This window comes from Nitratireductor sp. OM-1, from assembly GCF_003296175.1.
GTDB classification, from domain to species: domain Bacteria; phylum Pseudomonadota; class Alphaproteobacteria; order Rhizobiales; family Rhizobiaceae; genus Nitratireductor; species Nitratireductor aquimarinus.
In genome coordinates this window covers 2549275-2574485 of the sequence record NZ_CP029208.1, presented here as the reverse complement: position 1 = coordinate 2574485, position 25211 = coordinate 2549275, and the positions used below count along the sequence as shown (strand labels likewise).

Sequence of the window (25211 nt, the reverse complement as noted above, 5' to 3'; positions counted from 1 at the left end):
CATATCCGCAACTATCTCTCGATCTCCAGGATCAGCTCATACCCCCGTTCATTAGGAAACCGTTCGTTTTTGAACTGAATGCGGTTTGCTCCTATCGAAGCTGCGAACTCTTCACGGTTCCGCAGCCGATCAGCAATTTCATCGGTGTCGTTAGCTACTGTTTTCTCAACCAGCCTGACCGCAAGCCGGCTGAATTCCGCCAGCGCGTCGTCGGTTGTAAACTCTTCGATAAAATGGCCTTTCAGCTTCAAGCGCTTTACGAGACCTTTGACGCCGGCAAACGAATAATTGACATGACTTGGGAGTAGACTGTTATCGAGTTCCTTAGATGCGACCCCTGACCACCATTCCTCGCCGTCATAGCCCGCGTGGTAGTCGCCTGTTCGCAGCCCTTCATCAGCGAGAAATTCCCTGGCCGAATGGGGACTCCATCCCTCGTTTTGATCTACACCGGGAGGGTTCTGCGCTTCCCGTTCATAATCGAGAATGTCGTGGATGATTTTGTCGACATCCTGTGATGCCCTGGCAGGCATAATGTGAAATTGCCGCGTCGCACGTCTCAGTAGCCACGGCCGGGCCATGAATGTCAGGATAAAGCGCTTTTTCGCATACCTCTTTAGTTCGTCCGACTGGAATGTTTTCTGATCGATCTGGATACGCGCGCCCTCAATATGGGAATAGCAGTGCATCGCATAGAAAAAGGGAATGGACCCGATTGTCAGATAGACCGGCAGGATAAAGCTTCTGAACGTATTGGTGGTGAAGAAATCTCCGGGTTCAGCCCATATCTGCGCGATGGAATTCCAGAGAATGACCACAGCAATGATGGATATTACCCAGGTCAGAAGCTTGTTGACGGCAGCATGCGCAGGGTTTCGTTCGGAAACCACCACCATCATGGCGATAACGGTGATAAGAGGCGTTAAGATCAGTTCGACTGGCAAGCTGAAGGTTTTCGCGACAAAGATGAATTCCAGAAGCGCTGTGCCGCTTACGGCGTCCTTTGCATAGCCCCGAAAATGTTGTGTGCCTTCCTTTGCATCGAAAGCCCGTGCCAGTAGTGGCAGGCCACCCAAAAAATACCAAACGATGGTCGGGGTAATCAGCCCGAGGCTCCACAGTTTCGGGAAGGTACCAAGCCAAGACAGGATTGCCACGTTGGCAGCAAAGCTGGAAAACAGTATCAAGAGCTTGTGGTTTAGCGCAGCACCTACAACATTTGCCAGACCGCGCCGTATATCCTTCCTGACCGCGAAAATGATCAGGATGGCTGCTAGCCAGACGGCACCGGCCAGTTCGCGGTTATTGAAATTGTCAGTGAGCCATGCCCAAAACTCACTCATACATTGCCCCCGCAAGAGAACCGTGTGGCAGATATCGGTCCAGTACCGAAAACACTCCAGCTGACTTCCAGAGATTTCGGTTGCCGATCACATATAAGGACGCCTTGGCGCGGGTGACTGCGACATTGGCCAAATTCGGACGTCCTCCGGCCCAGGCCCGCGCCCCGTTCTGCGATGACATCTGAGCGCCGAGGACGAAGAAAACGGTCCGGGCCTCCCGTCCCTGAACCGTGTGCACCGTCCCGACATGTTCCCAGACCCATGCGTTCGGATTGCTGACCCATCCATCAAGAACGCCGCATCTCAGCAGCTCCTGACGGAGATTGTCCTGAACGATCACAAACGGCGTTACGACGTAGAGGTCAGCTGCTTCGCCGCCTGCGCGCAATCTACGCAGCATATCGATAAACACACGGGCTTCATCCGCACACCACTTGTCCGGCCCTGGTTTGCCTACAACGTTTATCCAGACAGACGAGCCCAGAACGGAATTGCCGGATGTGGGTTGCTTCGCCTGGACCATGAGATTGGAATAGGCAATCTCGTTGGAGATATCGAACATGGGGCTGTCACAGCGCCTGTGCACAAGAAGAGGCGCGCCAACGTCGCGGTGGCCGCTACCGATGGGAAAACGCGCGCAGTACATGCTCGCCGCGTCGGCGACCGTTTGGACGGATGCTTCTGGTGCGTTGTACTTGAGCGGATCGACACCGAAGAACCCGAATATTTCTTCGGTCAGGCTGTTCGGCAGTGTCACTACAGGTTCGATCTGTAGCGGATCGCCAACGACGACAGATCGCTTCGTCCTTATCATGGCGCCAACGGCGGCCTGCGGCACAGCCTGCCCGGCTTCATCCACCAGCAGCCAACCGAGTGCTTCTGACGGCAGCCTTGAAAACATCCGATTGACGGATGCAAATGTTGTCGAGACCACCGGCACGACCAAAAAAAATGTGGCCCACAGGTCCGCGATCAGCGCATCTTTCTGAGGCGTTCCTAAAGAGCGGGTTCCAAAGGTTTCCACGAAGACAGATAGGTTCTGCCTGAGCGGATCGGCTGCGCAATCAACGAAAGCTCGGTGGAGTGCAATAGCCGCTTCGAACACGTCATCGCGCGATCGGTTGGCCGCATTGTCAAACCACACATTTGCTTTCTGAATTTCCTCATGGCCGCGCGAAAAAAATGTAGCATCGGGCATCGGTGCGCCCAAACCAGCGCTGGCTTGTTTCAGCCGGTTTTCAAGTTCCGACTTTTCCGCGTTCAAAGCTTCGAGCTTTTGCCGCGCTTCTGCGATTTGCTGTTTCTTTGTCGTCAGTGCAGACCGCAGTTCCTCGGATGTTTCTTTGTTGCTGTGGAAGTTCTGTTCCGCCTGATATGTCTGCCGCGACAGATTTTGATTTTGCTCAGACCAGAGCCGGTATCGCGCCGTCCTGAACAGTCGCGAGAAAAACCCTGGCCGTCCGGCGAAGTGATCGGCACCTAGCTGGCGCGCTTTAGCCAATTGGCTTTCGGCAGCTTGAAGGGCCTGCAGCGCTGTCGTGAGGTTGCTTTCCAATTCCTGTGCGGCGCTGTTCAGCGCAGGCAGGCTGGATGCAAGCTCTGCCGTTTCAATCGCGATTGCAGGCAACCTCACGAGATCAACATGCAACTTCTGCAATCTGGTCTGAACATTCTTGAAATCACGTAGCTTGTCCAAGAATTCGGTGCGTGCCTTTTCCCATCGTGCCAGCGCCTCGCGGCTATTCGCTGGAGGGTGTTCCCGGTCAACAATTTCGCGGTTTCTTTTTAGCGGAGGACGGCCAGCGCCCTGCGGTTCGGAAACGACCTGAGGGACGCCGCTGGCATGATTGAGATAGGTGGAAAGCCCATACTCCTCATCGCGCCAAAAACCTTGCGAGAAGAGAAACCGGTTGGAGGAATTGCCAAGTACGGCTGCGACTATGCCCCACGTGTCGCGATCGAGAACATTGTCAGAGATTGTCTTGAAATAGCGCAGGCTGGCAGCGTCATTGGCAATGGCATCGAGCGCCGGTAATTCCGCGCTAACATTTTCGACGGCCTTGTTGTTGGATGACGTGACGACCATCTCAAACCCCTTGAGACGCTCGTCAAGTTTGTAAAGTGTGATCTTCGCGCCGCTTCTTTGAACGGTCTGACTGGTCGGCTTGAACGCTTCGGACGGCTTTTTATACTCGCTCATCACTGCGGCGCGTTCGACAATGCGAGCCGCGACAACGTCGCGTAAAAGCGTTGTCTTGCCTGTACCTGGCGGGCCGTTCACCGCGAGGATTCCGGTTTTCAGACGGGCCGAGCTTGTTGCATTCACTGCCGCCTGTTGCAGCAAGGCAAGTGGAAACCTTCCATTACCCGGCCATCGTCCGAACGGTGTTAAAGCAGGCTGCAGCAGGTCTTGAAGGCCCGCATCTTCCCCCAGCAAATCGGTTCGCCGTGAAGGTTTCTTGATACCCAGATAATGTTGAAGCGCATGAGGTAGTGTTCCGTTTTTCGCAAGAACGCGTGCACTGGCGAGATCTTCTAGAAAGAAGGAATTTAGAAGCCCTGGTTCGGGTGGAGTCTTGCTGGCAAAAAACTCATATCGGCGCAGCGCGAAGTACGGTGCTTTCTTTTCCTGTGCGCTGAGATTTAGCGCATCGATCAGATGGTCATATAGCTGCTGAATGTGTTTCCTATTTAAAGGGACAACTTCATCATTCCTATCTCGTTTAATCAGCAGCTTTCTGAAGTCCGCCATCAGGGATCTTTCCTGAACAGGCCAGTCGGCCAGCGTCTTCAAATCGCCCTGGAGGGCAATGGGTACGCCCCAGGCAAAGCTGGAGATTGCGAAGCTGTTGTCTTCTTCCAGGGGACGGCCTTCCTTATCCAGCAGGATGCTTGCGATAGGGCTATGGCCCTTCATACTCGGCCTATCTGGGCGATAGTCGGCATAAAGCTTCAAGAGGGATTCAACAGCCGGAGCCAGCGCTATGGCCCCAAGAATCAATTCGTAATAAAGCCGTTTCTTGGGACGCGATTTTTCACCGACTTCCCAAGGAAGTGGTCCGTCCTCCAAACGTGCAATCCGTGACCTATCACCGGCAACAAGGTCCGTTTCGCGCCGGTAACCCTGCGGCGACAAAACTTCTAACGCCGTCCACGCCCGAAGAATGTTTTCCGGATCATTTGTTACCGCCGGCTTGGGAGTTTTCTTGACCGCAGAGGGAGCGGCCGCAGCAGAGCTTGCCGGGACGTCAATTGGAAGGCTCGGTTGCTCCTGCCGGGCAACTTTCGCGGTTGACGGTGTTTTGCTCTGTGGAGCGGCCTTGTTGTTTTTGTTTGCTGCTTCGACCTGATCCTTCAGCGCCAATGCACGCTGTGTCGAACGAAATCCAAGTTCGTAAAGCAGCTGGTCCAGCGTTGCAGCGTCGTTCTGGCTGCTCTTAAATGTCGCTTCCAGCGCTGCAATCGATTTATTGAAAAAATGTCTTTTTTTCATGAGAAAACGCTCTCATTATTTAATATATAAGAAACGTGTTCATCAACAACATAATAAATTGCTTGAAAATATTTCGGCTTAAGTTTTGCTTTATTTTCCGCCATACCACGTCCCTTTACCCGTTCCGTGCTGAGTGATGTGGTTGGCTGCAACCAATGATGCCAGATGTTTCTTCACTGTATTACGATTGGCGCCGGTCAACGTGACGATTTCGCCAATAGTGATGCGACCTCGATCTTTGATGGCTTCGATGATCTGAAGCGACAGTTCAGGCAGCTTGTCCATGACGATGCGCTCGCGCTCGATTTTCTTTTCGAGCCGCTGCTTTTGTTGTTGCAAGGCGCGCAGGAAATAAACCGTCCAGGGTTGCCAGTTTGGCTTGGCGCTGCGGATCGTCCGCTGGGACTGGCGCAAGGCGCGGTAGTACCCCTCCTTGCTGTTCTCGACGATGCTTTCGAGTGAGGAATACGGGACGTAGGCATACCCGGCACGCAGCAACAGCAGCGTCGTCAGGATGCGCGATAGCCGTCCGTTGCCGTCCTGGAACGGGTGAATTTCAAGAAAGACGACCGTGAAAACGCCGATAACAAGCAGCGGATGAAGCGCTTTATTGCTGAGCGCATCACGGGTCCATCCGACCAGTTCCTCCATGAGGCGCGGTGTATCGAATGGCGAGGCGGTCTCGAACACAATGCCGATTTCTTTGCCGTTCTCGTCAAACGCGCTGACATGGTTGGTATTGGTTTTGTAGTTTCCGCGATGGTGCTCGTCCTTGGCGCTGTAGACCAGCAGGTCGCGGTGCAGCTGTTTGATATGGTTCTCGGTAAGGTCGATCGCCTCGAAATGCGAGAACACCGTTTCCATGACTTCCGCATAGCCCGCGACTTCCTGTTCGTCGCGTGTATCGAATTTCCGGATTTCAATGTTGGTGAGCAGCCGCTCGACATCCCTGTCCGAGAGCTTCGCGCCTTCGATGCGCGTGGACGATCCGATGCTTTCGATCGTGGCGACGCGGCGCAGCGCCGAAAGGCGCTCGGGCGCCAATGTTCCAAGCGCTCGCCAGGCCCCCTTGAACTCATCGATCTCTGCGATGAGGGCGAGGATTTCGGGAGTGATTTCCAGGGAATCGATCATCAGGCTCATACCCAAAAGAGTACCCAAAAATACCCATAAAGGCAAGAATTAAGGCGAAATACCCGAATTTATACCCATAAATACCCGGATTTGGCTGCGACGTGGCAATGGAAGGACCATTCCATGTTCGATTGAAACGTCTGGCCAATTGCGACCCATTGGGGCAAGGTGGTGCAATTGGAAAGGAAAAGAATAGATTGCAACCGCGCTTATTCGCTTCGTTAATACTGTTCATCGGCTCATATCTACCATTGAGCCTAATCTTGCTTGCACAGGATTTCCGTTACGACTTGCTTTGGTCCTCTCCTTGCTGGCCAGTCGATAATCCAACGTGCGAAATTCCACTTCGGAACGCCGGATACTCTCTGACCATTTTCGGCGTGTGTGTTGCATGCTTTATTATTTCATTGGTTGCATTGGCGAGCATTAAGCCAAAAACGCCAATCGACCTTAAGGAAACGAATTATGTTCCCGCCGATCTTATGCATTATACGCTGCCATATATCGTGTCCTTCATGAGTTTAGATTACCAGGAGACGGGAAAATTCATTGGGCTAATTATATTTCTTGGATGGATGTTTACGATAACATACCGGTCAGGACAGCTGATCCTTAATCCGCTTCTGGTCGTCTTCGGCTGGCGACTCTACGAAGTAAAATACGTGTTTCCAGGCGATGCCACCCCGCGTACCGCGCGCATCCTTTCCACCGAAAAGCTGCAACCAGAAACCCGCTATAACCAGGCAATGATACAGGACGTGATGATAATTAAGTCCGATAAAGCGAAAGGGGGAGACTGATGCCAGCCTTAGATGATTTACGCGATTTCAACATAGCCGACGCTTCCGCTCAATTATGGATATTCAAAGGACCAACGGGGCCAGCTTCAGAAGATCCCAACTATACAGGGCGCTGGGCGGACACGACAGATGGCGTCGATGAGGTCTTAAAGGAGGTGTTCCAGTCAGAAGTGGGGCGTATCGAAGAGGTCCAGGAATATGGGCTACTAGCGGAGAACAATGAATCCAGCGCGCTGCGGATTACGACCAATGAGACGCACGCGGGATATGTTGTTGATGAGGCGGCTGCCGAGATCGACACAAAGAAGGCATCACAGGTCAGACATCTCAGGAACGCAAAATTTTATGTGGCGAAGTTTGTACATGACGATCAGGTTGTGCACGCAGTGAGAAAAACGGATTCAAACTGGCGGACGAAAAAGGCTCGTTCCGTGCAGACGCTGCTTTTTTCTGACGATCAGCTCGGCATTGATAACAGGCCGCGTTTCGACATTGCCAAGACCTTTGACTTCATCATCATTGGCGATCAAATCCTTTGTTTAAACAAGCGAAATTTTGAGTCGGTGCTCAGGTACAAAGAAGCACACAAGGGCGATTTTGCCGCGCTTCAGGCCGAGCAGGATTTTATGGACGTGTTCGTCGATATTGCTCCGCTTGTAGAGCATGTTGGCGAAAACAAGATACAGCTCAGGCGAGCATCCGCCATCCGGGAGAAAGGCCACTACCGAGACCCGGATTTCATGAAGCGCCTAAGGGACAATCAGGCTGAATTCGGTCTCGAAATCCAGTTCAACGGTGATGGAAAGATCATTGCCACCGCCGAAACGTGCTCTCAAATCATGACCGCACTTCTCGATCATCGGCTTTCATCAGCATTCTCGAGACTGGTCTATGACGTGCCCAGCAGCACCCCGGTTGCTGTCTGACCTGATGCTACGTCGCAGGACTACTGTCCGGGCGGGCTGTCGTAAACCAAGCCCGCTGGCGGCCTTGGCCATTCGGCTTCCATCCCTGACAGATTGATGATCGGAGGCGGCATATGTGCCGCCGCTTGACAAGTCTGCGCCTGTTCCATGCGCAGCGAACCTGTCTTTCCAGCTTGCATCAACACAAAACGCCTTCCCAATAGGCCAAATCCTCCGGCCCGCTCCATTCGCCGGAACAGGTCCGGCTCCCGTGTAGTCGGATCGCGTGGTGGCCAGGCCACGCGGCATCTGCCAGCCATGTTCAAGATAAAGTTCCCGAGACATGTCACGCAGTTTCAGTTTGAAGTGCGGCAGGTTAATCGCCTTCATTTTCTCCGGATCGATGCGCGACCATACACAATGGGCGTGCCGCCGCCCTTCCTTCTCGTGAAAGACGATGGCGCGCGGTTGTCCTTTCAGGCCGATGCGTTTTTCGATGTCGGCGATGGCTGTTTCGAAAACATTGATGGGCACGCGCTGCGTTTCTGGCGGACTAGGAGACAGTGAGAACAGGAATTGTGTGCATTTCGTGCCCCTCGACACCGCGTAGGCTTCCTTGAACGCGCCCTCCAGGGAACTTGAAACGAACCCGCGCAGCTCGTGGACCTCGACATGATCATTGTCGCGGGAATTGAGAAGGTGGCGGGCAAGCTGCATGCCGCCGCCGCGCTGTGAAGCCTTGAGGATCATTGTTTGCCGTCTTCAACCAGGCCAAGCGTTTGGATCAGCAGTTCGCGCATGGCGCACACGTGGCCATAGGCTTCATTGATTTGGCCGAGCGTGTGTTCGTCCAGAAGCAGCGATCCCGTGTTCGCGTGGTAGGCAAGCTGGTTCAGATTGTTGGCGATGCGTGACGCCCCCAGCATGGCAAGAATCTTGGCCAATGCTTCCTGGTCCTGCACCGGGGTATGGCTTCGGCGTTTGCGCCGCGCCGCATCCTTCCCGAAAACGCATTGGCGGATATACGCGCTGACCGGCATGCCCTCGGCGAGGGATTTGAGCCGCTTCCGTTCTTCTTCCGTCACGCGCCATGTGATCGGTGAAGGTCGCTTTCGCCGCCGGGCGCGATTGTCACTGGCAGCGGAAACGAAATCATTCCGGATGCGCGGTGCATTCGCCTGAATTTTCTGAGGGACCTGGTTCATCGCGACGGCCCCCGCAACTGAGGACCGGAGCGCTTGCGTGACCGGCGCTGCGGAGCCGGTTTCTGACTTGGTTTTTCGCGATGGGTGGGAGCCTCTGAAATAGTGCCGCGGGCATCAGTCTGAAAGCTGATTTTTTCTGTTTTGAGGATGTGTTCCCAGTTCTCTAAAGTCTCGAAAAGCGCGTTTGAACTTTTTCCGTCCGGGCGCGCCATCTTTCATGGCATCGTCGGATACTTTTTGCGGTTCGCAGTTCGCAGCGGCCGGGCTTCCCGAAACGCGCCCTTGGCCTAGCCAAATCCTGGCGTTTCGTAACGCCGTCGATACTCCGCAGGGCTTATGCCCGCATGACGCTGGAACACGCGCCGAAAAGTGTCCACATTGCTGAAACCGCAGGCTGCAGCGACCTGCTTCGGGCGATCTCCATCTTCCAGCATGCGCCGCGCAATGTCGACACGAACCGCCTCGACCCATGCCGCCGGGGTTTGGCCTATCTCGTGCTGGAAAAGACGGACAAAATGCCGGGGGCTCAGGCCCGCACGACACGCCAGGGTTCCGGTCTTGGCATCCTGTGCAGGGTTCGCCAGAACCCAGCGCTGAACCTCCTGAAGCGCCGAGCGACCGGAAACGCTGCTTTCGCCTCGCCTGCTGAACTGAAGCTGACCACCCGGTCGCTTGAAGAACATGACCAGCTGTGCGGCGACGCGTTTCGCGACCTCGCTTCCAAGATCCTCCTCCACAAGCGCCAGTGCAAGATCAAGCCCCGCCGTCACGCCGGCGGCCGTCCTCACCCTGCCATCCCGCACATGTAGGGCATCAATCTCGACTGTGATTTCAGGAAATCGCCGCTCAAGCGTGGCAGCGACAGACCAGTGCGTGGTCACGCGCCTGCCCTCCAGCAGCCCGGTCTCGGCCAAGAGCAGCGCGCCGCTGCACACCGAGCCGAACCGGCGACAGGCAGGCGCGCTGCTCCTGATCCAGTCGACCATCGCAGAGTCGGACGCCGTTTCCCCCATATGCGATGCTCCGGCGACCAGCAATGTGTCAAAGCTACTGCAGCGCTCGGTTTCGAAAACCATATCGGCCAGTATTCGAAGCCCGGAAGACGCCGAAAGCGGCCCTGACACGCCGGAGATCACGCTTGTTCTGTAGACCTCAGCGCCCGACTGGGCGTTGGCCTCGGCAAAGACATCCAGCGGGCCGGCAACATCAAGCATCTGCACCCCCGGGACAGCGAGGATGCCGATCGTCAGAGGTCGAGCCGGGCGTCTTGCAGGCATGTCAATTGTCCATATTCGTCGTCTCACGACGATAGTAGACATAGCAAAGATTTTCTAGGCTCTCCCTGTCTTTGAAGGAGATCCATCAATCATGACTATCAGCTCAGTAAAAATTCCGGACAGCAGCATGGCGCGCGAGGTTACGGAGATCGTCCGCGACACCGCGGGCGAGCTCCTGTTCAACCATTCAAGTCGCGTCTATCTGTTCGGCGCAATGGCGGGCGAGCGTCGCGGCCTCACCTATGACACCGAGCTGCTCTACACCGCCGCCATGTTCCACGACATGGGGCTGACCGAGCCACATCGCAGCGACACGGCCCGTTTCGAAGTCGACGGAGCAAATGCCGCCCGCGCCTTCCTGCAACGGCAGGGCATTTCGCAACACGATATGGACACGGTCTGGACGGCGATTGCCCTGCACACCACACCCGGCATCCCTGAACACATGCATCCTGTCATCGCCCTGGTCACTACCGGCGTGGAGATGGATGTTCTGGGCATCGGCTATGAAGCCTATAGCGATGCGGAGCGGGAAAAGATCGTCGGCGCTTTCCCGCGACCTGCACACTTCAAGGAAGAGATCATTCAGGCCTTTTACGAAGGCATAAGGCACAAACCGGAGACGACATTCGGCAATGTGAAGGCTGATGTTCTGGCGGACAAGGAGCCCGGCTTCCATTGCGGAAATTTCTGCAGCATCATCCGCAACTCGCCATGGAAAGGCTAGACTCTTGGGCCTGTCGGCCGGTGGTTCAACTGCCAGGCCGCACCCTGCAGGGCCAGCGCCGGGGTCACTAAAAAACTGGAAATATGGCGATCCCGGCAGGATTCGAACCTGCGACCATCGGCTTAGAAGGCCGGTGCTCTATCCAACTGAGCTACGGGACCACGATGTGGAAGCAGAAATCAGTGCGTCCACGGGGTCTTGCGGTCATAGCGGAAATTGTCAGAGTAGGAAACCTGACGGCGCTTGGGCTGATGCGGTTCTTCCACACGGAAAGGAATGCCGTTACGCTCCGCATAGGCGACCGCCTCTTCCCGGCTCTCGAAAGTCAGGCGAACCTGGCTCTTCATGTCGGACGAAGAAGTGTAGCCCATCAGCGGATCGATCTTGCGCGGTACTGCCGGATCGAATTCGAGAACCCAACGGCCGGTTTTGGCCTTGCCGGACTGCATGGCCGTCTTGGCCGGGCTGAAAATGCGCGCAGACACGTCTTGAACCTCGTTCCCTGCAGGCGTCGAAACGCCGAAACAAGCAACATGCCACACGGGGCAGCATGCGATAAGATGGTCGGAGCGGCAGGATTCGAACCTGCGACCCTCTGGTCCCAAACCAGATGCGCTACCAGGCTGCGCTACGCTCCGAAGTCCGCTCTCCCTAGAGTTTCCGTTCTGATTTGGCAATAGGCGAATGAACCAAAAACAGAACAAACAGCGCCCCGTGGCACTGGTGGGCGCAAAAGTCCCACGGAAACTACCACGGTTGTTCCTGTAGCGTTCACTGCCACAGAAGAAGCATCGCCACCCATACCACCGCCAAATCGATCTCGATTCGTTGCAGGCACATCACATGGCCGACTTGGGCCTAGAGCGGAATGGTAGCTTTCGAAAACGAGCCCGGCAAAGCGATACTCGCGCTCATTGGGCGCATATTCGATTTTCGCCCGGAATGCCTTGGCGTTGAAGTTACTGACCTTTGTGTGAAACGCCACACCAAATTTGTGGCCAATCTCAGTAGCGATGTGTAACGCGTTTATGAGCTACTCCCCAATCGCTGGACAGATATCGGCGTAAATTAAGCTACTCGTTGCACCTGCTGGTCGGGTTGGTTTTGTTCAATGCGCCGCCAATAGATCACCGCAGGCGGTTTACCGCCAAGGGCGGAATGAGGGCGTCGATGATTGTAGAATTCCATCCAGTCGCGGACGCCAGCGCGAGCCTGTGATCCAGTTTCCCAAGCGTGCAGATAGACGCATTCGTATTTGAAGGTGCGCCGCGCCTGGTGGAGCGAGCCGCGCCCAAGTCTGGCACAGTTCAGCAGACCTCTAAGCGGCCGTCCGAAAAATAGAGCTATGAAGTCAAATCGATTGGTCCTGAACCTAGCAACAAGCTTTCGCATAATCACTTGGCGTCACGCCGTAGTGCCGACGAAAATGACGGATGAGGTGACTTTGATCGAACAGGCCGACGCTTACCGCGGTTTCGGCCGCGCAGATGCCGCGGGAAAGTAGAGACTTCGCCTGGTTGAGGCGTATTTGCGTCAGATAGCGGTGGACGGACAGGCCCGTGGTCGCCCGGAACAGACGCATGAAATGATAGTCGCTCAGGCCCGCGACTGCCGCGACGTCCCCCACGGTGACAGGTTCCCAGTAGTGGGCTTCAAGATACTCCATCGACTGCCGTATATCGGCTCTCACCAGCCTCAGAGAGCGTCCCTGTCGCGTCCGTTGCCCATAGCGGGCGATGATTGAGCCGAAAGCATCGTATGCGGCACACTCCTTTTCGATACGGTCGGGCGTATTGCTAATAACCGCGTGGGCGCGAAGAAGGAGCCGCGTAGCATCAACATCATGGCGTATCACGTCATTGCCGAAATCAAGCGGACCATGACCGCCCAGCACATCGTCCGCGATGGTTTCGAGAAAGCCGGAAGATGGATAGAAGGCGCAATAATCCCAACCATGATCGCGCGCAGCAGCCTCGGCCGCATGAACTTCGCCCGGATGGATAATCATCACGGTTCCCGCCATTGCGACCCCGTTCCGGCGAAGGACACGATGCCGTTGCGCGCCTCGGCTGAAAGCCGCGATGACGAACTCATCATGAAAATGTGCGGGATAGCTATAATCAAAGCAGGAGGCACGCAGTAGTTCCAGCCCGTCAGGCAATCCGGTGTCGCGCCATAGCTTCATGCGATCGCGTCGCTGCGCCTTCATTTCCTACCTACTTCCTTCTCCACGAACACGCCAATGCGCAGGATCGTCCAATCCTTCGGACATGCTGCATGTGAGGGATGACACATCGGCAACAATGAAGGCATCGGTTTGTCATGGAAAACAGCAGTGCAACGCGGCCCCTGTCGCAGAAGGTGATTGGGATTCTCGGCGGAATGAGCAATCAAGCAACGGGCGAATACTATCGGATGTTGAATGAGCGCCTGAACCAAGAGTATGGAGCTTGGGACAATGGCGAGATTGTCATCGTTTCAGTGAATTTTGGAAACATAGAATACTTTGTACGTCGGAACCAGTGGGACGAAGCGCGGGCCTATCTTGCCGAAAAGATTGACCGATTGGAGCGGGCTGGTGCCGATGTGATCGGCTGCGTTTCAAACACAATGCATCGCGTCGTTGCACCAATCATGGCGGGCCGCACGACACCCTTCATTCATATCGCCGATTCGACTGGCGAGGTCATCCAGAAAGCCGGGATCACGCGTGTGGGCCTCTTGGGCACGATAGCTACGATGCAGTCTGACGAACTGCGCGCCCACCTCAAAGAGCGATTTGGGATCGAAGTCCTTGCACCGTCTGATGCGGATCAGAAAGTGGTGGACAGGATCATCTTTGACGAACTGGTGCGGCGCGACCTGCGCGCCGCATCCAAAGCGGAGTATCTGCGGGTTGCCGCCGCCCTGCGGGCTGAGGGCGCGCAGGGCGTGATTCTTGGATGCACGGAAATCTTTCTACTGATCGGACAATCCGATCTGCCGGGCTTTCCAGTGTTCGATACGACCGCCCTGCATGTCGGAGCCCTCGCGTCGTTTGCGCTGTCCTAAGCTATCCGGTCGCGAACCTTTTGCGTTCCTTCACGCGCGGTCATCAGTGCCTGCGTCCACCAAATGAGATCCTGGATCATTGACGTAGCGCTCACGTTCAGAAACTCAAAATCATCAAGCCGCCGCTCGCCGCTTGCTGTAACCAGATACTGCTCCATACCGATATGGACAGCATAGCGCAGGGGGGGGGCAAGTTGAAGCTCGATACAGATCAGACGGAGTTGCTCAATTGCTCGCGCCGCCCCCCCCCTCCGTAGCCTAGAGACGCCGCTGGTTTGCGGTTGAACTCGTGATAGGCATAGTCGAGCGGACCTGAGTTACTTGTTTAACTCCGCGGAATTCTCCTCAGGTGGATTTGACAACGGCTCCGCAACCTCGGGATTTATTTTCTTCTCCTCTCCGGCGTCGGGGCTACCCGAAGGCGGATAGTCAAGAGTGCCTTCCAATCCATCGAGCTCAGCGCGCGTCAGACGCGGGAACGGTAACTGTCCCGACTCTCGCCAGCGCCGAACAGCCGCTTCGGCACGATTACTAAGCGCTTTGTCACGCCCACTGTCCTTTGCCATGTAGACAGTTTGTGAAGGAAACGCGAAATCCGTGCCTGCTTCGCGTACTGCCTTTAATATCCGGAGGTCGATATCCTCGCGCACAGCATAAAAATCATTCCATTCACGTGTTTGTGCATAGACCCGGATGTCAACTTTTAGGGAACTGTCACCGAAGCCTGAAAATCGCACCCGCACCGTGTCGCCATCAATCCGTGGATGGGCATGAAGCATGCGCCGGAGTTCAACCAACAAATAGCGAAGTTGGTCGTCCGTGGTATCGTAGCGCAAACCAATTGTTTCCTTGATCAACATCTGGTCACACTGAGCCCAGTTGATTATCTGCATATCGGCAAACTGCGCGTTTGGGATTGATATGACGGTACGATCCAGACCGCGCAGTTTGGTCGACCGAATACCGATCCCCTCGACTGTCCCCTTCTGGTCTCCCACACTGCAGAAATCACCCACCCGGACAGGCCTATCGACGAACAGGATCACCCCCCCAATCAGGTTTTCAAATGTCGGACGCACAGCCAAAGCGACCGCAAGCCCGCCGATGCCTAGCCCGGCAACCATACTTAGAACGGGCAGGCCTACCGCCTGACCAGCCAACGCGAGGATAAAAACTGCGCCAAACACCCCTAAGGTTGCTCCACCGAGACGAAGCAAATCGGCATCCAGGCTCTCATCCGGGATGTGCGGGAAGAGTATTATCGCCTCCACGAGGGCCCTGACCGCAAGCCAGAAGATGAACGCAAGCCCGCCATATGTGACGACAGTTAGTGTCACATCGTAAAATCGGGCGAACGTGCCGGACAGATGTACCTGAAGTGCGATGAAGGGTAGCAACGATGAGGTCGAATAGACCAGCAAGACTGGCGCGAGGGTTTTCGCCAACAAGATTGAAATTCGCCCTGAGCGGACGCGCGAGCGCACCAGCCGATGGATTCCCAAGATCGCGATCACCACAGCGGCAAGCAACACGATCTGGAAAATAACCTTCCATGCGGGCGTCTCTAACCAAATGTCGTGCAGCATTTCCGGCACGAGTTGCATGACTTCTGGGGGGACGAGCGGTCCAGTTTGCTGCGGCCCGAAGTTTGTCCAACTTTCAATGTCCAATGCTGTTTTGAGCGGCAAATGGCTCACTGCAGCATAGAAACGCGGCGCGACACGAATTGTGTCATCAGCAAAAAGGAACTCTCCTTTTCGAGGTCCCTCTTTAACCCGCTCAATCCGAAGGGGTGTCTGAGGGATACGAAATCCGTCAGCGTCGGTCCTGGCCAGGGTGTCCAGATCCGGAAAAGCAAGCGTGTCTGGCTTACCTATGCGACCAAAGATGTCCATTAGGTATTCAAACGTCCTGATACCGGTTTGACGGCGTGTGGCGACGGGAACACTATCCAGATCGATTAGATCCACAAGAACATCGGATAGTAGCGCGATGTCGGCTTGAAGCTCGAGGCTTGGGTTTTCCATGTACTTAGAGACGCTTTTTTCCAAGGCGTTCGAAGCGAAGAGGAAGGAAGCCATCGTGTAGCGCGGAGTATCTGTACGAATCTGGGCCCAGAAATCATCCGCGACCAGTTCATCGACTGTCGCTTGCGCCCTAGCGGCTTGCGGCGCCGCAGAAATCATCGCAAAAAAAACCACCCCTAAAAATAGGGAAAAATAAAAAGCAATTTTAAATCGACAAGAATTTCGAGTCATCGAATTTAATAAATTAACCGCTCTCACAATGTACTTAATCATATTTTCACCGAATATAAAATTATTTAGATCGATCGAATTATACGTCGAAATTCAATTTTTTTCCCATTAAATCCAGATGCTGAAGTTAACAAAAGTTCAAATCGAATAATGGAAGTCACGATCCAAAATTATCTTAGGAGGGTTCCTTTGTTCAATGCGGTAATCACTCGCAACTCGATAAAACGGGCGTTTCCATTTATTGGGGATTTGCGCACAGGCCCCGCACTTTCTAGCACCAGTTCTCCTTAAACCCGCGCCATTCGTGCGCCAATCCCTTCCGGATCAAGTTTTCGCCGACATCAATTCCATCGACACGGACCGTCGCCAGGGTGCGGCCATAGCGATCTTGTCCGTTGCGCTCAATTGAGAACCGACGCCCGTTCAGCGCACGCCGCAGTTCATCGCGCGCCTGGACCGCCAATCGTCGTTCGCGCGCGCAAACACCATTTAACTCCGGAGTATTGAAACCTTCGAGCCGGATCTTCTCTCGATTCACCCAGATCGTGTCGCCATCGACAACACAATTCACACGCTTACCACTACCGCAAATCGGCATTGCAACAATCCGACTGACAGCGACAGACTCTGGTGTCATGAATTGACGCTCTGCCGGGGAAAAGTTCCATCCAGCGAGCGCTGCTCCAGCAAGCACCGCACAGAATCCGAGCGTGAGTACAGGTGATTTTCCAAGCATAATTACCCCCCATGCAGAGTCACCATCGAACACGAAGGTTACAAATTCGGAAATTGTTGGGTTGCTTCACGTCCGCAATAGGGGAACTGATTTTGTTGCCTTCTTCGCCGCGCCGACATTATTTGTGGCACAATATGTGGCTCTATAAGTGGCGCAAAATCCCGGAGCATTTCTCACTAAGCCGGCGGAGGCATCCAGGGATCAGAACTGTGATAGACAGGCTTCTCAGGCACGCGCAACTGCAATCTGATCGGTCCGCGGCAAGGTAACCCCTTCGCACCACACTTGGAGCACCGCAGCATCGGCGCCACCATATGGTGCATGACTTCAAACTCCAGGCCGAACCGTCGCCTCAGATAGTCAAGATCCAGATAGGCGGAGTGCCGGCACCACTCCCCTCCGGTCTGGGCATCGCAGATTATCAGCACCTGATATCCGTCTTCGATCAGGTTTCCGAGGCGGCTAAGGCGATAGGACTTCTTTCCCATAATGTGAACATTTAGGGAACAAACTATAGACTCGTCAAGGGCAGCTGCGGTACGATTTGCCATACTCACTACGTACAAGCAGGAGATGGCGCGTGGACCACGCACTGAAGCCACAGACGGAACCCGATCCTTATGAGCCAGCGGCCGAGGCGATCATAGAGGCCTGCGGCGGCGATCCGCGTGAGGCGGTCATTGCGCTCATGGGAGAGCGGGACTATCTCGCCGGGCGGGTAGAAGCGCTGGAGCGGTCTGTCAGCTGGGGATTTGCGCGCGCCGGGGCGGCGCGCTGATGAAGGAAACAACGGTGCGGCACATGTTTTGCGGAGCCGCCATATGCGCCAGTTCAAACCACTCCACCTGTCCGAGGTGGTTTTCTTCACACGCGACGGCCAGATCCGGCTGAAGGACATTCAGCCCTACTATGTGCTCGGTGCCATATGCCGGCGCTGCAAATCCATATCCGAGCTGGACCGCCGCGCGCTTGAGCGGCGCTACGGCCGGGACGCAACAGCGATCGATCTGGAAAAGCGCCTGCGCTGCAGGAGTTGCCAAAACGCCCGTGGCAATACCATCATGGTCATAAATCAATGGCCGAGGTGATCCCGACCGATGTGCAACCTCTACAATATGACGACGACGCGCCAGGCGATCCGCGACTTCATCAAGACAACGCGCGAGTATGCCTTCAATGAGCCGTCACTGCAGGTCTATCCGAACCGCTATGCGCCGATTATTCGCGTGGGAGAGGATGGAGAGCGGGAAAAGGTGCGTGCCCGTTGGGGCATGCCGACGCCGCCCATGTTCATCAAGGGAAAGCACGACAGCGGCGTTACGAACATCCGCAACACATCATCCGCCCACTGGCGCAAATGGCTCTCGCCTGAAAGCCGCTGCCTTGTGCCGGTCACGAGCTTCGCCGAGCCCGATCCCACCAGCCGGAAGGAAGGCGACAAGCGGACGCCGAATGCATGGTTTGCACTGAGTGAGGATCGCCCCCTGTTCGTCTTCGCCGGCCTTTGGACACCGTGGCACGGCAAGCGCATGGCGCGCGAGGAACCAGCCGACCATGAGGTCTATGGCTTCCTGACCACAGAGCCCAACGGCGTTGTCGAGCCAGTGCACAAGAAGGCCATGCCGGTCATCCTCACCACGGAAGACGAAATGACTGCATGGCTTACAGAGCCATGGGAGGAAGCGAAGAAGCTTCAACGCCCCCTGCCCGACGACAAGCTGATGATCGTGGAAGCGCCGGAGGTTCCCGACTGAAACGCTTCTCGGTTCGAAGAAACGTCTGACCAATTACGTCAAAGCTCAGCGTCCGGATCGGCTCCATCCGAGCCAGCGCCATCTACTCCAACATTTGCTTTGGCTCGCCCCGGCAAATCGAGCGGACGAAAAAACAACAGCACTAAAAACACCAACAGACATAAAACGAGAGCAATCGGAACCGCGAGCCCTCTCCAATTCTGAAGAAAGTCAATCATGTCTCCCCCCAAGCAGACACGGTTAAAGGAGGAGCAGAGGCCCAGCTACCGACCAGAAGCATCTCAAACGGATATCAACAGCAGTAAAAAGAAAGATCTCAAAAACGAAACCTTGGAGTTCTTTGATGCGGGTCCCCACCCAAACAGCCGGGGTTCCCTAGCGTAATTTAGCCGCAACACAATTAACCTGGATCAATCTCGTGTGACAAAATCCTCGATAATTGCGTGAAGCTTCATTGTCCGCTCCACTCTACCCAAGTGTTCAAGCGGACCCCTCAAGGCATTGTGAGGCCACGGTTTATGCGGACCAAAAGAGCCAATCAGGAAAGCGGTTCAACTCAAATGTTGCATAGAAAACACAACCTATCCGTTTTCACAATTTGACAACACGACCGTATGGACTCTCTCCGTGGCAGCTGTATTAAGCCAACTGAGTACACTTCAGGGAGTGGGGGAAATCATGAAAACGAGTCTTATCGCATTAGTTGCCGCAGGCTGCGGACTGGCGCTTGCCACGCAGTCTGCCACGGCGGCTGATCTCACGGAAAACGCAAAGTCAGGCTACAACTGGTCCGGCGTCTATGTTGGCTTTGGCGGCGGCGCAGGCGCGCTCGTCGGCGAAGTGGACATCAACCCGCTTGCCGCCTCGGCAAACGGCATCGGCGGCGAGGGTGTGTTCGGCGAACTCACCATCGGCTACGACTACATGATGTCGCCGCGTTTCCTCATCGGTGCGTTTGCTGACGCTCGGATCGGCAATATCGGCGCGAAGCTGTCGATGGGCCCCGGCTCCATTGACGCCAAGGCCGACTACGGGTTCGACGTGGGCGTGCGCGCCGGCTATCTGCTCACGCCGTCGACGCTGGCCTATGTTCTCGGCGGCTACAGCTGGCAGCATTTCGACGTTTCCTCAAACCCGGCCGGCCTTGATTACAGCTGGGACAGCAGTGGCTTCGTGGTTGGTGCCGGCATTGAAACGGCAATCGCGAGCAACTGGACCCTCAAGTCGGAGTACCGGTACTCGCACTTCGGCTCGGAAGATTTCGGTTCTGCAGGCGTGATCGAGGTTACGCCGTCGATGCACACATTCCACGCAGGGCTGAACTATCGCTTCGGGATGAACTCCGGCGGTGCGGGCTTCGATGCGCCTTCGTATAGCTGGAATGGCCTGACAATCGGTGCGGCAGTGGGTGCCGGTGGCCTAGTTCATGATCTCAAAGTGCCTGGCCTCGGCCTCGGCTTCAACGGGATCGGCGCTGAGGGCATCTTCGCGGAAGCCTCGATCGGCTACGACATGGAGTTCAGCGGTAACTGGGTCGCAGGCGTGATGGCAAACGCGCGCTATTCCACGATCTCCAGCGAGCTTTCCGCGCCTGGCGGCAACGCCTCCATTGATGCCGACTACGGCTTCGACGTGCTCGCCCGCCTCGGCTACAAGGTTGGCGCAGGTACGCTTGTCTACGGTCTCGCCGGCTATAGCCACCAGCATTTCGAGGTCAATGTCAGCGGCCTTGGCAATCTGTACGACTGGAACGCGAACGGCTTCTCAGTTGGCGGTGGCATTGAAACGGCCGTTACGGACCGCACAACACTCAACCTCGAGTATCGCTACTCCGACTTTGGTTCCGAGGACTTTGGTTCGGCCGGGTTGTTCAAAGTCGATCCGTCTTCCCACGCGGTGCGCGCCGGCCTCAAGTTCAAGCTGATGTAGGTCTGCGGCTACGTCCGAATATCACCGACGAGAGAGCCCGGACTTGATGTTCGGGCTCTTTCTCTTTTCGGGCTTAGAAAGCAGAAAGCCCCCGCCAGCCGAAGCCAGCGGGGCAAGTTGAGGAGGATAAATTTAGTTACGGCGGCGGCCGCCCAGTCAGCCAGGTGTAGATACCGACCAGCCAGCCGGCGAACCCCACAATGCCGATGCCAAGACGGATCAACCAACGCCCCGCAGTGCCCGCGCCTTGAGCCTGCGACCTCAGTCTGACGACATCATCGGTGACAGATTGCATTTGATCGACCTTGGCCTTTGTTGTCTCCGCCTCACCTTCGAGATGCGACAGTCGGTTGCTGACTTCATCCAACCGGCGATGCACCACGGCGCGGCTGTCGTCCGCGCGCATCAAGCGGTCATCGATGCCTTTCAGCTCTCCAAGGATTTGACCAAGGGTCCGCTCAACACTCGCTTCTGACATTTGCGTTGCCTATCAACTACATGTGGTCACTTCCCGCAGCGGTATTTATGATACCGGCCACGATGCTGCGCGATGGCGACGGCGGTCACGCGGTCATTCGCCACCAGGTAAGAGTTTGTGGCCGGCGCCGGGTTGATCGGCACCAGCACGTCGCAGGGCTCAGTGATCGCCGCCGTCTGGCAGCTCGCAGCCGCCAAGAAGGGCACACAGGCCAGTGTCGTCAGCGCCAAGCGCTTCCTCATCGATCTTCCTTCCATCTTTCAGGATTGTGATGCGGTCGGATTGAAGGCGCTGCAAAACCGACGCAGCGCCCCGCTGGTGCCCGTAAAGGTAAATCCCACCAGCGATGACGGAGACGGCCAGAACCGCAGCCAGAGCCTTCCCCAGCGGCGAGAGCAGGAAGCTGAGGACAAAGCCGAACATCAGGCGAGCCCCTCATGAATATCGCGCACGGCCGCCACGATCTGCCTGCGCAAAAGCACAATCAGCAGCATCACGAGAATGGCCGCGCCTGTGATCACCACAAGGGTTTGCCAATCGACGCCCCAAAGCAGCCCGCCACCCACGCTGCCCGCACCGAAGAAGCCGGTGACATTCTGCCACCATCCGGTTTTCCGCTCGACCTGTTCCGCAGCCTGCTCCTTGGCGTTTTCGCGCGCGGCCTCGATCTTCGGCTTCGATGCCAATTCGGCAATAGCGCGGCCGACTGCATCCAGCGTACGCGGCCCAGCCCAACCATCGACCTTCAGGCCCTTCTGCCGCTGGAACATGCGAACGCCGCGATCGGTCTCATCACCGAACCGGCCGTCTGCCCGGATCACATATCCAAGGCGAGAGAGGTTCTCCTGAAGCTCCTTCACGAACGGGCCATGTGAGCCGTGCCGCAGCACACTTTCTGACGGCGCGAGCTCGGCAATCTCCGCCGTGTCGAAGCGCCAATCGCGTTCGTCGTCATAGAGCGCCTTGCTCGCCTTCACGGAAATATGGATATGGCGGCTATGTGGGTTCGAGCCGCCATAGGCCCGCCACTTCCACGCCGGCTGCTTCTGCCCGGACCCGGAAACGATCCGGCCATTGCAGATGATGTATTTGATACGGCGATCCTTCGAGGCCACCAGCGCGTCGGCCAGCTTCTGAATATCGACGCCAGCGGCCGGGTCATGCGTGATGTCGAGCGCCGTCACCACACCGGTGGCGCCATCCTTCACCCACGGATTGTGATCGGAGGATCGGGAGGCATGAGCCGCATCACCAATCGTGCCATCGCTGGCCTTGGAACGAAGCGGAGCAGCCGCGTTGATTTGCTCACGCAGCCGTCCGAGGCTGCGCGCGAGACGCCATGTCATGTCGTTTCCTTTCTGGTGATGAGCCCATGCGAAAGCGCCGCGCCGGTGGGCACGGGTGCGATACACGTCGCTTTGCTGTTGTTGACGAATTCAGATAAGAGAGCCGCGTCATTAAGGCGCGATGCCTTCGATGCGCTTCTCTCAAGCTGTGTTGACTGCTACCCCTCTTGGGCTCCAAGGGGCACCGCCGCTCCCTGCAGGCACGCGCTTCCCAACGTCAGCCTGCAGGGGGTTTTTCTGCATCCGCGCGTTTACCGGTCAGCAACGATTTGAGCTGAGACTGACATCGCCAGCGCGCGTCATGTTCGGGCATAAAGCCCACCCGCTTAACCCAACAAGCCCCGCGCGCTGGCATGTTCTTACCGAAGCAATTTTGCCACCCACAGCAACAGCAACCACTCGTTCAGATTTTGCCGGTAGATTTGTTCAGCTGGCGGGGCGAAGAATCTGGGGCTCTTCTGAGAGATAGGCGGGGGCTTATACCCTATCCACCTGCCAGCACCTTTTACGCCTTTCCGCAGGTGTGCTAAAGCACCATTCAATCGAGCAAGCGCAGTGCCTACGTTGCGGCCGCTGGCCTACTCCTGCACTGCTCCCCGCAGACGGATAGTCGGCCAGCATCCAGTACGTTACAGCCCACTCTGCCCCGCCGAATGGAGCCCCAACTCAACAAGCATTCGGCGGGGGTTTTTCTGACATCTGAGCGTCGGCATTACGCGATCACGCCAGTGGTGCGATAACGCCGCGCAGCTATGTTGCCGCCGCCGGCGAGCGAGGATCTTCGCCCTTGGCCCCCAAGCCTCAAGACGTGGATTAAAACGCCCTCGCTCCTCGGCGCTCACGGCCACCACTGATCGCCTGCGAAATCATCCGGGTTCGGATCAGCATCTTTCAGCGTCCGAGCGGCGAAGATGTGAGCCTGCTTGTGCGCCATGGCAGCCTGACCGAAGGCGTAGACAGTCTGCGCATCCATGGTGTGCATTGTGTTGTCGGCAGCGATCCATGCGAAGTCCTCCGCCCCGCCGTGCCATCGCAAATCCCCCGGCTGCGCACCTGCCATGATTACGCCCAGCGCCGCCGTGGCCGCACCCGCGATGTTCTCACGATCCTCCGGGCGCGACTGGTATTCGACGCCCTCGAAGATGAAGCCGCCATTGATGCGGCGGTCTCGCTCAGCATCGATGCCGGCCTTTAGATCAGCCTGCCCCTGCGCTGCCTTCATCTCGGCCGTGACAAGCTTGGATAGATCAATGTTCATTCGCCTGTCTCCCCCAGGTCGTCTGACGGCACTGCAATCGGCCCGTCTTCGTTGACGGTGATCGGCTGTGGGAAAGCCACAGCCTGCGAGGGGTTCGGCCCGTGCGGCAGAATTGCTGAGATGTGCAATTCCCCACCAACGCGCTCGACGGGACCGGCAAACCAGTCGCTGCTGATCGCTTCACGAGGAAGGGTTGCGCCTTCCGGAACAACGGAAAGGTCGAACGCTTCGCCGTTGATGGTGAGCACATCGCCCGATCTCGAGAGAGACAGAGACGCATCGCGCCGCTGCGGGGAAAATGAAATGAACATCAAAACCACCTCCCGATTGCGGCAAGATAAATGGCTGTAGTCGAGCCGCCAGAAATATTCACCCTGAAAGACCATTCAACGCCCAAAGTCGCCAAGAAACAGGATCCCAGCACCGCGACGTTTGCACCCGCCTGTGTCTTGGTGGCGGACCACGAACCAAACACATCACCTGTGAATGTCGCCGGGTATAGAAAATCGTGGTAGGCAGCCGACGCAAGACTGACCGATTTAGTAGTCGTGCAAATTTGCGTGCCGTCAGCAAAGCGCACGTATTCACCGTTAGCATTGATCCCGCGCTCGATAACTGCACCCGTCGGGACGCCGCCTGATTGGGAGACAGTGCCTAGAACATTCCCGCGTCTGAACGCTTTGTCAGATGTTAAGTCGCCCGGAATTTGGGCGTGTGGCACGTCTCCCAACGTTCCGTAAGCGGTTGGGCCGTCAGTGTCATCCAGCAGAGTGCGCATGAACCCTGACAACGCCGTCTGCGCCATGGTGTCATCGCCATCGAAGTAAGGCAGTCTGTCAGCACCGCCCCCCAGCGCGCGGAATGCATCCAACTTCTTGCCTTCCACCGCCTCCATCGCACCCGGTCCCGTGCCTCGCAGGAAGCTTCCAGCGCCGAGATTAACTCCCGCCAGAGCCGAAACGTTGCCGCTCGAAAGCAGCTGCATGATTTGCTGCAGCATTTGCCGATAGACGACATGATAGGGCGTGAAGGTCACCCGATACGGCGCAGCGGCCTGCGTCGGCCCCGGCCACGGATATGCCAGCGTGATCTGCGTGTCGCTGTCCACCGACGCAATTGGGATAGGCATGCCGACATGCTTGCCGAAGTCATCCGCCGGCCGCACGATCTGCGACCATGCAGTGCCCTGCCCCGTGACAACGGTCTGGCCCTGCGTAACGGATGCGGAGCCGGTCTCGTAGTAGCCCTGCTCGTAGAGGTTACCCGCCATTCTGCGCGTCCTTCTTTTCGGCCTTTGCAGCATCCTGCGCCGCGCCGTCCTGCAGCTTCCCGTTGATCTTCGTCAGCCGGTCGATTTCGGTCTGCATGGCGTCCTTCTCCTGCCGCTCACGCTCCAGCGCGTCGGCAAGCATCAGGCAGCGATTGCGGTAATAGTCGTTGAGCGCGGTCGCCTCGACGGCAGCAGCCATCGGGCTGACCTGCTTCTTTGGCTGGTCAGTCATAGATTGTCCGGTGGT

Annotated in this window: 27 protein-coding genes and 2 tRNA genes; 8 read left to right on the top strand and 21 right to left on the bottom strand. The window is 56.4% G+C overall.

The window, feature by feature from the left end; genetic code table 11:
• Positions 1-11: 11 nt before the first annotated feature.
• The 3 genes from DEJ54_RS12250 to DEJ54_RS12240 all read right to left on the bottom strand — a co-directional run bounded on the left by DEJ54_RS12250 (position 12) and on the right by DEJ54_RS12240 (position 5979).
• Complete coding sequence (locus DEJ54_RS12250; RefSeq protein ID WP_113154818.1) at positions 12-1343, bottom strand: hypothetical protein; 1332 nt, start codon at positions 1341-1343, stop codon at positions 12-14.
• Complete coding sequence (locus DEJ54_RS12245) at positions 1336-4836, bottom strand: DEAD/DEAH box helicase (RefSeq protein ID WP_113154817.1); 3501 nt, start codon at positions 4834-4836, stop codon at positions 1336-1338. The genes DEJ54_RS12250 and DEJ54_RS12245 overlap by 8 nt, the downstream gene beginning before the upstream one ends.
• A gap of 90 nt (positions 4837-4926) precedes the next feature.
• On the bottom strand, positions 4927-5979 hold the full coding sequence (locus tag DEJ54_RS12240) for a Fic family protein (protein ID WP_113154816.1): 1053 nt from the start codon (positions 5977-5979) through the stop codon (positions 4927-4929).
• A 98-nt stretch (positions 5980-6077) separates the two neighbouring features.
• On the opposite strand from DEJ54_RS12240, the gene DEJ54_RS23195 reads away from it, so the two are divergent.
• Positions 6078-6770, top strand: a complete 693-nt coding sequence (locus DEJ54_RS23195) for a hypothetical protein (protein ID WP_162742274.1) — start codon at positions 6078-6080, stop codon at positions 6768-6770.
• Complete coding sequence (locus DEJ54_RS12230; RefSeq protein ID WP_113154814.1) at positions 6770-7696, top strand: Kiwa anti-phage protein KwaB-like domain-containing protein; 927 nt, start codon at positions 6770-6772, stop codon at positions 7694-7696. Before DEJ54_RS23195 ends, DEJ54_RS12230 begins: the two co-directional genes overlap by 1 nt.
• On the opposite strand, the gene DEJ54_RS12225 is transcribed toward DEJ54_RS12230, so the two are convergent.
• From DEJ54_RS12225 to DEJ54_RS12215, 3 genes are all read right to left on the bottom strand, one after another.
• Positions 7640-8425 carry a relaxase/mobilization nuclease domain-containing protein gene (locus DEJ54_RS12225; RefSeq protein WP_113154813.1) on the bottom strand — a complete coding sequence of 262 codons (786 nt, stop codon included), beginning with the start codon at positions 8423-8425 and terminating at the stop codon, positions 7640-7642. The genes DEJ54_RS12230 and DEJ54_RS12225 overlap by 57 nt on opposite strands.
• Positions 8422-8880 carry a hypothetical protein gene (locus tag DEJ54_RS12220; RefSeq protein ID WP_113154812.1) on the bottom strand — a complete coding sequence of 153 codons (459 nt, stop codon included), beginning with the start codon at positions 8878-8880 and terminating at the stop codon, positions 8422-8424. The genes DEJ54_RS12225 and DEJ54_RS12220 overlap by 4 nt, the downstream gene beginning before the upstream one ends.
• 287 nt (positions 8881-9167) lie before the next feature.
• Entirely contained in the window at positions 9168-10157 is a 990-nt protein-coding gene (locus tag DEJ54_RS12215) for a GlxA family transcriptional regulator (RefSeq protein WP_204360800.1), read from the bottom strand.
• 91 nt (positions 10158-10248) lie between these two features.
• Between DEJ54_RS12215 and DEJ54_RS12210 the strand changes: the two genes are divergently transcribed.
• The gene (locus DEJ54_RS12210) at positions 10249-10884 is read left to right on the top strand and encodes an HD domain-containing protein (protein WP_113154810.1); all 636 of its coding nucleotides are present in this window, start codon (positions 10249-10251) and stop codon (positions 10882-10884) included.
• A gap of 84 nt (positions 10885-10968) precedes the next feature.
• On the opposite strand, the gene DEJ54_RS12205 is transcribed toward DEJ54_RS12210, so the two are convergent.
• The 5 genes from DEJ54_RS12205 to DEJ54_RS12185 form a co-directional block, all read right to left on the bottom strand.
• Positions 10969-11045 (bottom strand) — tRNA-Arg (locus tag DEJ54_RS12205).
• An 18-nt stretch (positions 11046-11063) separates the two neighbouring features.
• The gene (locus DEJ54_RS12200) at positions 11064-11369 is read right to left on the bottom strand and encodes an ETC complex I subunit (protein ID WP_113154809.1); all 306 of its coding nucleotides are present in this window, start codon (positions 11367-11369) and stop codon (positions 11064-11066) included.
• Positions 11370-11445: 76 nt separating this feature from the next.
• A tRNA-Pro gene (locus DEJ54_RS12195) sits at positions 11446-11522 on the bottom strand.
• A 430-nt stretch (positions 11523-11952) separates the two neighbouring features.
• Positions 11953-12276, bottom strand: coding sequence for an integrase core domain-containing protein (locus DEJ54_RS23735; protein ID WP_113154808.1), 324 nt, complete (start codon positions 12274-12276; stop codon positions 11953-11955).
• Positions 12257-13093 (bottom strand): AraC family transcriptional regulator, encoded by an 837-nt coding sequence (locus tag DEJ54_RS12185; RefSeq protein WP_113154807.1) that lies wholly within the window; start codon positions 13091-13093, stop codon positions 12257-12259. Before DEJ54_RS12185 ends, DEJ54_RS23735 begins: the two co-directional genes overlap by 20 nt.
• A gap of 113 nt (positions 13094-13206) precedes the next feature.
• Between DEJ54_RS12185 and DEJ54_RS12180 the strand changes: the two genes are divergently transcribed.
• Entirely contained in the window at positions 13207-13935 is a 729-nt protein-coding gene (locus DEJ54_RS12180) for an aspartate/glutamate racemase family protein (protein ID WP_113154806.1), read from the top strand.
• A 317-nt stretch (positions 13936-14252) separates the two neighbouring features.
• On the opposite strand, the gene DEJ54_RS12175 is transcribed toward DEJ54_RS12180, so the two are convergent.
• Together DEJ54_RS12175 and DEJ54_RS12170 are read right to left on the bottom strand one after the other, a co-directional pair.
• Positions 14253-16235 carry a mechanosensitive ion channel family protein gene (locus DEJ54_RS12175; protein ID WP_113154805.1) on the bottom strand — a complete coding sequence of 661 codons (1983 nt, stop codon included), beginning with the start codon at positions 16233-16235 and terminating at the stop codon, positions 14253-14255.
• Between the two features lie 229 nt (positions 16236-16464).
• Positions 16465-16929, bottom strand: coding sequence for a thermonuclease family protein (locus tag DEJ54_RS12170; protein ID WP_245447535.1), 465 nt, complete (start codon positions 16927-16929; stop codon positions 16465-16467).
• 580 nt (positions 16930-17509) lie between these two features.
• On the opposite strand from DEJ54_RS12170, the gene DEJ54_RS12160 reads away from it, so the two are divergent.
• From DEJ54_RS12160 to DEJ54_RS12150, 3 genes are read left to right on the top strand one after another with little or no spacing between them, the layout of a single operon-like run.
• Positions 17510-17707, top strand: coding sequence for a hypothetical protein (locus DEJ54_RS12160; protein WP_113154803.1), 198 nt, complete (start codon positions 17510-17512; stop codon positions 17705-17707).
• A gap of 43 nt (positions 17708-17750) precedes the next feature.
• Positions 17751-18017, top strand: coding sequence for a hypothetical protein (locus DEJ54_RS12155; protein WP_113154802.1), 267 nt, complete (start codon positions 17751-17753; stop codon positions 18015-18017).
• Positions 18018-18026: 9 nt separating this feature from the next.
• On the top strand, positions 18027-18683 hold the full coding sequence (locus tag DEJ54_RS12150; RefSeq protein ID WP_113154801.1) for an SOS response-associated peptidase: 657 nt from the start codon (positions 18027-18029) through the stop codon (positions 18681-18683).
• A gap of 38 nt (positions 18684-18721) precedes the next feature.
• On the opposite strand, the gene DEJ54_RS23190 is transcribed toward DEJ54_RS12150, so the two are convergent.
• Positions 18722-18901 (bottom strand): hypothetical protein, encoded by a 180-nt coding sequence (locus DEJ54_RS23190; protein ID WP_162742272.1) that lies wholly within the window; start codon positions 18899-18901, stop codon positions 18722-18724.
• A gap of 460 nt (positions 18902-19361) precedes the next feature.
• Between DEJ54_RS23190 and DEJ54_RS12145 the strand changes: the two genes are divergently transcribed.
• Positions 19362-20612, top strand: a complete 1251-nt coding sequence (locus DEJ54_RS12145) for an outer membrane protein (RefSeq protein ID WP_113154800.1) — start codon at positions 19362-19364, stop codon at positions 20610-20612.
• 136 nt (positions 20613-20748) lie between these two features.
• On the opposite strand, the gene DEJ54_RS12140 is transcribed toward DEJ54_RS12145, so the two are convergent.
• The 7 genes from DEJ54_RS12140 to DEJ54_RS12100 form a co-directional block, all read right to left on the bottom strand.
• Positions 20749-21090: a DUF1515 family protein gene (locus DEJ54_RS12140; protein WP_113154799.1), complete on the bottom strand. Its 342-nt coding sequence runs from the start codon at positions 21088-21090 to the stop codon at positions 20749-20751.
• A 159-nt stretch (positions 21091-21249) separates the two neighbouring features.
• Complete coding sequence (locus DEJ54_RS12135) at positions 21250-21513, bottom strand: hypothetical protein (protein ID WP_113154798.1); 264 nt, start codon at positions 21511-21513, stop codon at positions 21250-21252.
• Entirely contained in the window at positions 21513-22436 is a 924-nt protein-coding gene (locus tag DEJ54_RS23185) for a peptidoglycan-binding protein (protein ID WP_162742271.1), read from the bottom strand. The genes DEJ54_RS12135 and DEJ54_RS23185 overlap by 1 nt, the downstream gene beginning before the upstream one ends.
• 838 nt (positions 22437-23274) lie before the next feature.
• A complete protein-coding gene (locus DEJ54_RS12115; RefSeq protein WP_113154797.1) occupies positions 23275-23694 on the bottom strand; it encodes a DUF4376 domain-containing protein in 420 nt (139 codons plus the stop codon).
• The gene (locus DEJ54_RS12110; RefSeq protein WP_113154796.1) at positions 23691-24005 is read right to left on the bottom strand and encodes a hypothetical protein; all 315 of its coding nucleotides are present in this window, start codon (positions 24003-24005) and stop codon (positions 23691-23693) included. Before DEJ54_RS12110 ends, DEJ54_RS12115 begins: the two co-directional genes overlap by 4 nt.
• Positions 24005-24964 carry a hypothetical protein gene (locus tag DEJ54_RS12105; RefSeq protein ID WP_113154795.1) on the bottom strand — a complete coding sequence of 320 codons (960 nt, stop codon included), beginning with the start codon at positions 24962-24964 and terminating at the stop codon, positions 24005-24007. The genes DEJ54_RS12110 and DEJ54_RS12105 overlap by 1 nt, the downstream gene beginning before the upstream one ends.
• Positions 24954-25196, bottom strand: coding sequence for a hypothetical protein (locus DEJ54_RS12100; RefSeq protein WP_162742270.1), 243 nt, complete (start codon positions 25194-25196; stop codon positions 24954-24956). The genes DEJ54_RS12105 and DEJ54_RS12100 overlap by 11 nt, the downstream gene beginning before the upstream one ends.
• Between the last annotated feature and the right edge of the window lie 15 nt (positions 25197-25211).

Excerpts from the sequence above, each read along its gene's own strand:
- DEJ54_RS12105 (WP_113154795.1), bottom strand. The coding sequence starts at position 24,964 with ATGGCGGGTAACCTCTACGAGCAGGGCTACTACGAGACCGGCTCCGCA.
- DEJ54_RS12185 (WP_113154807.1), bottom strand. The coding sequence starts at position 13,093 with ATGAAGGCGCAGCGACGCGATCGCATGAAGCTATGGCGCGACACCGGA.
- DEJ54_RS12155 (WP_113154802.1), top strand. The coding sequence starts at position 17,751 with ATGCGCCAGTTCAAACCACTCCACCTGTCCGAGGTGGTTTTCTTCACA.
- DEJ54_RS23190 (WP_162742272.1), bottom strand. The coding sequence starts at position 18,901 with ATGATTGACTTTCTTCAGAATTGGAGAGGGCTCGCGGTTCCGATTGCT.
- DEJ54_RS12240 (WP_113154816.1), bottom strand. The coding sequence starts at position 5,979 with ATGAGCCTGATGATCGATTCCCTGGAAATCACTCCCGAAATCCTCGCC.
- DEJ54_RS12215 (WP_204360800.1), bottom strand. The coding sequence starts at position 10,157 with ATGCCTGCAAGACGCCCGGCTCGACCTCTGACGATCGGCATCCTCGCT.
- DEJ54_RS23735 (WP_113154808.1), bottom strand. The coding sequence starts at position 12,276 with ATGCGAAAGCTTGTTGCTAGGTTCAGGACCAATCGATTTGACTTCATA.
- DEJ54_RS12135 (WP_113154798.1), bottom strand. The coding sequence starts at position 21,513 with ATGTTCGGCTTTGTCCTCAGCTTCCTGCTCTCGCCGCTGGGGAAGGCT.
- DEJ54_RS12140 (WP_113154799.1), bottom strand. The coding sequence starts at position 21,090 with ATGTCAGAAGCGAGTGTTGAGCGGACCCTTGGTCAAATCCTTGGAGAG.
- DEJ54_RS23185 (WP_162742271.1), bottom strand. The coding sequence starts at position 22,436 with ATGACATGGCGTCTCGCGCGCAGCCTCGGACGGCTGCGTGAGCAAATC.
- DEJ54_RS12145 (WP_113154800.1), top strand. The coding sequence starts at position 19,362 with ATGAAAACGAGTCTTATCGCATTAGTTGCCGCAGGCTGCGGACTGGCG.
- DEJ54_RS12245 (WP_113154817.1), bottom strand. The coding sequence starts at position 4,836 with ATGAAAAAAAGACATTTTTTCAATAAATCGATTGCAGCGCTGGAAGCG.
- DEJ54_RS12250 (WP_113154818.1), bottom strand. The coding sequence starts at position 1,343 with ATGAGTGAGTTTTGGGCATGGCTCACTGACAATTTCAATAACCGCGAA.
- DEJ54_RS12100 (WP_162742270.1), bottom strand. The coding sequence starts at position 25,196 with ATGACTGACCAGCCAAAGAAGCAGGTCAGCCCGATGGCTGCTGCCGTC.
- DEJ54_RS12225 (WP_113154813.1), bottom strand. The coding sequence starts at position 8,425 with ATGATCCTCAAGGCTTCACAGCGCGGCGGCGGCATGCAGCTTGCCCGC.
- DEJ54_RS12115 (WP_113154797.1), bottom strand. The coding sequence starts at position 23,694 with ATGAACATTGATCTATCCAAGCTTGTCACGGCCGAGATGAAGGCAGCG.
- DEJ54_RS12175 (WP_113154805.1), bottom strand. The coding sequence starts at position 16,235 with ATGATTAAGTACATTGTGAGAGCGGTTAATTTATTAAATTCGATGACT.
- DEJ54_RS12170 (WP_245447535.1), bottom strand. The coding sequence starts at position 16,929 with ATGCTTGGAAAATCACCTGTACTCACGCTCGGATTCTGTGCGGTGCTT.
- DEJ54_RS12210 (WP_113154810.1), top strand. The coding sequence starts at position 10,249 with ATGACTATCAGCTCAGTAAAAATTCCGGACAGCAGCATGGCGCGCGAG.
- DEJ54_RS12110 (WP_113154796.1), bottom strand. The coding sequence starts at position 24,005 with ATGTTCATTTCATTTTCCCCGCAGCGGCGCGATGCGTCTCTGTCTCTC.
- DEJ54_RS12150 (WP_113154801.1), top strand. The coding sequence starts at position 18,027 with ATGTGCAACCTCTACAATATGACGACGACGCGCCAGGCGATCCGCGAC.
- DEJ54_RS12220 (WP_113154812.1), bottom strand. The coding sequence starts at position 8,880 with ATGAACCAGGTCCCTCAGAAAATTCAGGCGAATGCACCGCGCATCCGG.
- DEJ54_RS23195 (WP_162742274.1), top strand. The coding sequence starts at position 6,078 with ATGGAAGGACCATTCCATGTTCGATTGAAACGTCTGGCCAATTGCGAC.
- DEJ54_RS12230 (WP_113154814.1), top strand. The coding sequence starts at position 6,770 with ATGCCAGCCTTAGATGATTTACGCGATTTCAACATAGCCGACGCTTCC.
- DEJ54_RS12180 (WP_113154806.1), top strand. The coding sequence starts at position 13,207 with ATGGAAAACAGCAGTGCAACGCGGCCCCTGTCGCAGAAGGTGATTGGG.